At 65.9% G+C, this 6,354-nt stretch carries 7 protein-coding genes; all 7 read left to right on the forward strand.

What is annotated here, in order from left to right; all coding sequences use genetic code 11:
• The first annotated feature begins 212 nt into the window (after positions 1 to 212).
• The 7 genes from ACK1U9_RS09575 to hslU all read left to right on the forward strand — a co-directional run bounded on the left by ACK1U9_RS09575 (position 213) and on the right by hslU (position 6,268).
• Positions 213 to 782: a YqgE/AlgH family protein gene (locus ACK1U9_RS09575; protein WP_015272081.1), complete on the forward strand. Its 570-nt coding sequence runs from the start codon at positions 213 to 215 to the stop codon at positions 780 to 782.
• Positions 782 to 1,219, forward strand: coding sequence for a Holliday junction resolvase RuvX (gene ruvX / locus ACK1U9_RS09580; protein ID WP_013974530.1), 438 nt, complete (start codon positions 782 to 784; stop codon positions 1,217 to 1,219). The genes ACK1U9_RS09575 and ruvX overlap by 1 nt, the downstream gene beginning before the upstream one ends.
• Positions 1,220 to 1,268: 49 nt before the next feature.
• Positions 1,269 to 1,787 carry a bifunctional pyr operon transcriptional regulator/uracil phosphoribosyltransferase PyrR gene (gene pyrR, locus ACK1U9_RS09585; RefSeq protein ID WP_025340908.1) on the forward strand — a complete coding sequence of 173 codons (519 nt, stop codon included), beginning with the start codon at positions 1,269 to 1,271 and terminating at the stop codon, positions 1,785 to 1,787.
• A 12-nt stretch (positions 1,788 to 1,799) separates the two neighbouring features.
• Entirely contained in the window at positions 1,800 to 2,804 is a 1,005-nt protein-coding gene (locus ACK1U9_RS09590) for an aspartate carbamoyltransferase catalytic subunit (RefSeq protein WP_046613439.1), read from the forward strand.
• Positions 2,801 to 4,072: a dihydroorotase gene (locus ACK1U9_RS09595; RefSeq protein ID WP_449109855.1), complete on the forward strand. Its 1,272-nt coding sequence runs from the start codon at positions 2,801 to 2,803 to the stop codon at positions 4,070 to 4,072. Before ACK1U9_RS09590 ends, ACK1U9_RS09595 begins: the two co-directional genes overlap by 4 nt.
• A 245-nt stretch (positions 4,073 to 4,317) precedes the next feature.
• Entirely contained in the window at positions 4,318 to 4,848 is a 531-nt protein-coding gene (gene hslV / locus ACK1U9_RS09600) for an ATP-dependent protease subunit HslV (protein WP_003249309.1), read from the forward strand.
• A gap of 76 nt (positions 4,849 to 4,924) precedes the next feature.
• Positions 4,925 to 6,268 carry an ATP-dependent protease ATPase subunit HslU gene (hslU, locus tag ACK1U9_RS09605; protein WP_085599815.1) on the forward strand — a complete coding sequence of 448 codons (1,344 nt, stop codon included), beginning with the start codon at positions 4,925 to 4,927 and terminating at the stop codon, positions 6,266 to 6,268.
• Positions 6,269 to 6,354: the final 86 nt, after the last annotated feature.

Below are 6,354 nucleotides of genomic sequence, written 5' to 3' on the forward strand. Positions count from 1 at the left end.
CGCCCGTGTTCGCGGGCAAGCCCGCTCCCACAGGGATCACGCCAGCTTTTAGAAATTGAGCAAGACAGTTGCTCCCACAGGGATAGCACATGGCTTGAGATCGATGCGATCGGTGTGGGAGCTGGCTTGCCGGCGATGGGCTGCACAGCAGCCTCAAAACAGCCATGCCGAGCACCTTGTCAGCCTCGCCACCTGGCGCCACACTATCCCCCATGAAAACCCTCACGCCGAGCTACCTCAAGCATCAGTTCCTGATCGCCATGCCGCACATGGCCGATCCGAACTTCGCCCAGACCCTCACGTACATTGTCGAGCACAATGCCCATGGCGCCATGGGTCTGGTGGTCAACCGGCCGCAGGAGCTGAACCTGGCCGACATCCTCGAGCAGCTGCGCCCGGACGAAATGCCACCGGCCAGCACCTTGCAGGTGCCGATCTACCAAGGTGGCCCGGTACAGACCGACCGCGGCTTCGTGCTGCACAGCAGCGAATGCAGTTTCCAGGCCACCGTGGCGCTGGAGGGGCTATCGCTGACCACTTCGCAGGACATATTGCTTGCCATCGCCGCCGGCGTAGGTCCGAAACAGAGCTTGATCACCCTGGGCTATGCCGGCTGGGAAGCGGGCCAACTGGAAGCGGAGCTTGCCGACAACGCCTGGCTCAACTGCCCGTTCGACCCGGAAATCATCTTCGGCCTGACCAGTGACCTGCGCCTGGAAGCCGCCGCCGCCAGCCTGGGGATCAACCTGAACCTGCTGACCAGCCAGGCGGGCCATGCCTGATGGCCGAACTGCACCCTGAACTGCGTCTGCTGCTGGGCTTCGACTACGGCAGCAAACAGATCGGCGTAGCCGTCGGCCAGGTGGTCACCGGCCAGGCCCGCGAGCTTTGCACCCTGAAGGCACAGAACGGCGTGCCGGACTGGGCCCAGGTGGAAAAGCTGATTGCCGAATGGAAGCCGGATGCAATCGTCGTTGGCCTGCCGCTGAACATGGACGGCACCCCCAGCGAAATGAGCGCCCGCGCAGAAAAGTTCGCCCGCCGCCTGAACGGCCGCTTCAACCTGCCCGTGCACACCCACGACGAACGCCTGACCACCTTCGAGGCCAAGGGCGAGCGCATGGCCCGTGGCGGCCAGCGCGGCAGCTACCGCGACAACCCGGTCGATGCCATCGCGGCCGCCCTGTTGCTGCAAGGCTGGCTGGAGGCCAATACCTGATCATCTTTGCCGCCGGGCCCGCCCGGCGCACCCTTCCGAGGAGCCTGCAATGAGCCTACCCGATCCAGCCGAACTGATTCGGCAGATGGCCGTCGACCTTCGCGCCCACCTGGCCCGCCGGGCAATTACCGAACCGCGCTACATCGGCATCCGCACCGGCGGCGTCTGGGTTGCCCAGGCCCTGCAGGAAGCCATGGGCGACACCAGCCCCATGGGCACTCTGGATGTGTCGTTCTATCGCGACGACTTCAGCCAGAACGGCCTGCACCCGCAAGTGCGCCCGTCCGAGCTGCCGTTCGAGGTCGAGGGCCAGCACCTGGTGCTGGTGGATGACGTGCTGATGAGCGGCCGCACGGTGCGCGCCGCGCTCAACGAACTGTTCGATTATGGCCGCCCGGCCAGCGTCACCCTGGTCTGCCTGCTGGACCTGGATGCCGGCGAACTGCCAATCCGCCCGAATGTACTCGGCGCCACCCTGTCGCTGGCCGCCCATGAACGGGTAAAATTGACCGGACCCGCACCGCTCGCCCTCGAGCGCCAGGACCTCGCCTCCGCTTCCGCCCTTTAAGAGTCCCCCGCGATGACGCCAATCGACGCCAAGCGCCCGCTGCAGCTCAATGATCAGGGCCAGCTGCGCCACTTCCTCTCACTCGACGGTTTGCCCCGCGAACTGCTCACCGAGATCCTCGACACTGCCGACTCCTTCCTGGAAGTCGGTGCCCGGGCCGTGAAGAAAGTCCCGTTGCTGCGCGGCAAGACCGTGTGCAACGTGTTCTTCGAGAACTCCACACGTACCCGTACCACCTTCGAACTGGCGGCCCAGCGCCTGTCGGCCGACGTGATCAGCCTGAACGTGTCGACCTCCTCGACCAGCAAGGGCGAAACCCTGTTCGACACCCTGCGCAACCTCGAAGCCATGGCCGCCGACATGTTCGTGGTGCGCCACTCCGATTCCGGGGCCGCGCACTTCATCGCCGAGCACGTGTGCCCGGAAGTTGCCGTGATCAATGGCGGCGACGGCCGGCATGCGCACCCGACCCAGGGCATGCTCGACATGCTCACCATCCGCCGCCACAAGGGCAGTTTCGAGAACCTGTCGGTGGCCATCGTCGGCGACATCCTGCACTCGCGCGTGGCTCGCTCCGACATGCTGGCGCTCAAAGCCCTGGGCTGCCCGGACATTCGCGTGGTCGGCCCGAAAACCCTGATCCCGATCGGTATCGAGCAGTATGGTGTGAAGGTATACACCGACCTTGCCGAAGGCCTGAAGGACGTCGATGTGGTGATCATGCTGCGCCTGCAGCGTGAGCGCATGGCCGGTGGCCTGCTGCCCAGCGAAGGCGAGTTCTACCGCCTGTTCGGCCTGACCACCGCGCGCCTGGCCGGCGCCAAGCCCGACGCCATCGTCATGCACCCGGGCCCGATCAACCGTGGCGTGGAAATCGAGTCGGCGGTGGCCGACGGCAAGCACTCGGTGATCCTCAACCAGGTCACCTACGGTATCGCCGTGCGCATGGCCGTGCTGTCCATGGCCATGAGCGGGCAGAACGCGCAACGTCAATTCGACCAGGAGAACGCCCAGTGACCATCAGTATTCTCGGCGCCCGGGTCATCGACCCCAACAGCGGCCTGGACCAGGTCACCGACCTGCACCTGGACTGCGGCCGCGTTGCCGCCATCGGCGCCGCACCGGCCGGGTTCAGCGCCAGCCGCACGATCCAGGCTGACGGCCTGGTCGCCGCGCCCGGCCTGGTCGACCTTGGCGTGTCCCTGCGCGAGCCGGGCTACAGCCGCAAAGGCAACATCGCCAGTGAAACCCGCGCCGCCGTCGCCGGCGGTGTCACCAGCCTGTGCTGCCCACCGCAGACCAAGCCGGTGCTGGACACCTCGGCCGTGGCCGAACTGATCCTCGACCGCGCCCGCGAGGCCGCCAACAGCAAGGTCTACCCGATCGGCGCCCTGACCAAGGGCCTGGAAGGCGAGCAACTGGCCGAGCTGGTGGCCCTGCGCGACACCGGCTGCGTGGCCTTCGGCAATGGCCTGAAGGAAATCCCCAACAACCGTACCCTGGCCCGCGCCCTGGAATACGCCGCCACCTTCGACCTGACCGTGGTGTTCCACTCCCAGGACCGCGACCTGGCCCACGGTGGCCTGGCCCACGAAGGTGCCATGGCCAGCTTCCTCGGCCTGCCGGGCATCCCGGAAACCGCCGAGACCGTGGCTCTGGCGCGCAACCTGCTGCTGGTGGAACAGACCGGCGTGCGGGCGCACTTCACCCAGATCACCAGCGCCCGCGGCGCGCGGCTGATCGCCCAGGCACAGGCCCTGGGCCTGCCGGTGACCGCCGATGTGGCGCTGTATCAGCTGATTCTCACCGACGAATCGCTGCGCGAGTTCTCCAGCCTGTACCACGTGCAGCCGCCGCTGCGCACCGCCGCCGACCGCGACGGCCTGCGCGAGGCGGTGAAGTCGGGGGTGATCCAGGCGATTTCCAGCCACCACCAGCCGCACGAGCGCGACGCCAAGCTGGCCCCGTTTGGCGCCACCGAGCCGGGCATCAGCAGCGTCGAGCTGCTGTTGCCATTGGCCATGACCCTGGTGCAGGACGGCCTGCTCGACCTGCCAACCTTGCTGGCCCGCCTGAGCAGCGGCCCGGCGGCGGCCCTGCGCCTGCCGGCCGGCGAGCTGAAAGTGGGTGGCGCGGCCGACCTGGTGCTGTTCGACCCGCAAGCCTCGACCGTGGCCGGCGAGCAGTGGTTCTCGCGTGGCGAGAACTGCCCGTTCATCGGCCACTGCCTGCCGGGTGCGGTGCGTTATACCTTGGTCGATGGGCATGTCTGCCACGAGGCCTGAGTAACCCCTGTGGGAGCGGCCTTGTATCGCGATAGGGCCGCAAAGCGGCCCCAGCAATCTATGCATGATGCCGAGAACCTGGGGCCGCTGCGCGGCCCTTTCGCGACGCAAGGCCGCTCCCACATTGACCGCGTACAACCTTGAGCCTGCACCGACCATTCATCCCCCACGGTTGAAATCCTTCCCCCCACCCCCATATGAGTCTGCATCAGGCACTTTCGCCCCGCTGCGTGGAGACTCTCCCCTTGACCACCATCGTTTCTGTCCGCCGTAACGGCAAAGTCGTCATGGGCGGCGACGGCCAGGTATCCCTCGGCAACACCGTGATGAAAGGCAACGCCAAGAAGGTGCGCCGCCTGTACCACGGCCAGGTCATCGCGGGCTTCGCCGGCGCCACCGCCGATGCGTTCACCCTGTTCGAGCGCTTCGAAGGCCAGCTCGAGAAACATCAGGGCCATCTGGTCCGCGCCGCCGTGGAACTGGCCAAGGAATGGCGTACCGACCGTTCCCTGAGCCGCCTGGAAGCCATGCTGGCCGTGGCCAACAAGGACGCCTCTCTGATCATCACCGGCAACGGCGATGTGGTCGAGCCCGAAGACGGCCTGATCGCCATGGGTTCCGGCGGCGCCTACGCCCAGGCCGCAGCCCGCGCCCTGCTGAACAAGACCGACCTCTCGGCCCGTGAAATCGCCGAGACCGCCCTGAACATCGCTGGCGATATCTGCGTGTTCACCAACCACAACCTGACCATCGAGGAGCAGGACCTGGCCGACTGATCAGCTGTTCTGGCGCCTCATCCCGGTGATGGGGTTTTTCCACGCTGATTCATTCCGCCCGAGGACCATTTTCATCATGTCCATGACCCCCCGCGAGATCGTCCACGAACTCAACCGCCACATCATCGGCCAGGACGACGCCAAGCGCGCCGTGGCCATCGCCCTGCGCAACCGTTGGCGGCGCATGCAGCTCCCCGCCGAGCTGCGCACAGAAGTGACCCCGAAAAACATCCTGATGATCGGCCCCACCGGCGTCGGCAAGACCGAGATCGCCCGCCGCCTGGCCAAGCTGGCCAACGCGCCGTTCCTCAAGGTCGAAGCCACCAAGTTCACCGAAGTGGGCTACGTGGGCCGCGACGTCGAGTCGATCATCCGCGACCTGGCCGATGCCGCGCTGAAGATGCTGCGTGAGCAAGAGATCATCCGCGTGCGCCACCGCGCCGAGGACGCCGCCGAAGACCGCATCCTCGACGCCCTGCTGCCGCAGGCGCGGGTCAGCAGCTTCGCCGAGGAAGCCGCGCAGACCAGCACCGACTCCAACACCCGCCAGCTGTTCCGCAAGCGCTTGCGCGAAGGCCAGCTGGACGACAAGGAAATCGAGATCGAAGTGGCCGATGCAGTGGGCGTCGAAATTGCCGCGCCGCCCGGCATGGAAGAAATGACCAACCAGCTGCAGAGCCTGTTCGCCAACATGGGCAAAGGCAAGCGCAAGGCGCGCAAGCTGAAGGTTAAAGAAGCGCTGAAGATGGTTCGCGATGAAGAAGCGAGCCGCCTGGTCAACGAGGAAGAGCTCAAGGCCAAGGCCCTGGAAGCGGTCGAACAGCACGGCATCGTGTTCATCGACGAAATCGACAAGGTTGCCAAGCGCGGTAACGTTGGCGGCGCCGACGTGTCCCGTGAAGGCGTGCAGCGCGATTTGCTGCCGCTGATCGAAGGCTGCACCGTCAACACCAAGCTGGGCATGGTCAAGACCGACCACATCCTGTTCATTGCCTCGGGTGCGTTCCATCTGAGCAAGCCGAGCGACCTGGTGCCCGAACTGCAAGGCCGCCTGCCGATCCGTGTGGAGCTCAAGGCACTGACTCCGGAAGACTTCGAGCGCATCCTGCAGGAGCCGCACGCGTCGCTGACCGAGCAGTACCAGGCCCTGCTCAAGACCGAAGGCCTGAACATCGAGTTCCTCGCCGACGGCATCAAGCGCCTGGCCGAAATTGCCTACCAGGTCAACGAGAAGACCGAGAACATCGGTGCCCGCCGCCTGCACACCCTGCTCGAGCGTTTGCTCGAAGAGGTGTCGTTCAGCGCTGGCGACCTGGCCAGCACTCATGACGAAGCGCCGATCCAGATCGACGCAGCGTATGTGAACAGCCACCTGGGTGAGCTGGCGCAGAACGAAGACCTGTCGCGTTACATCCTGTAAGACCGCACGGGGCCGCTTTGCGGCCCAATCGCCGGCAAGCCAGCTCCCACAAGTCAGCGCGGCCCTCAAGGCCAGTGGAGTACCTG

It is taken from the genome of Pseudomonas sp. XP1, from assembly GCF_053557675.1.

Bases quoted from the DNA above. Each gene is read 5' to 3' on its own strand.
- ACK1U9_RS09575 (WP_015272081.1), top strand. From the start codon at position 213: ATGAAAACCCTCACGCCGAGCTACCTCAAGCATCAGTTCCTGATCGCC.
- ruvX (WP_013974530.1), top strand. From the start codon at position 782: ATGGCCGAACTGCACCCTGAACTGCGTCTGCTGCTGGGCTTCGACTAC.
- pyrR (WP_025340908.1), top strand. From the start codon at position 1,269: ATGAGCCTACCCGATCCAGCCGAACTGATTCGGCAGATGGCCGTCGAC.
- ACK1U9_RS09590 (WP_046613439.1), top strand. From the start codon at position 1,800: ATGACGCCAATCGACGCCAAGCGCCCGCTGCAGCTCAATGATCAGGGC.
- hslU (WP_085599815.1), top strand. From the start codon at position 4,925: ATGTCCATGACCCCCCGCGAGATCGTCCACGAACTCAACCGCCACATC.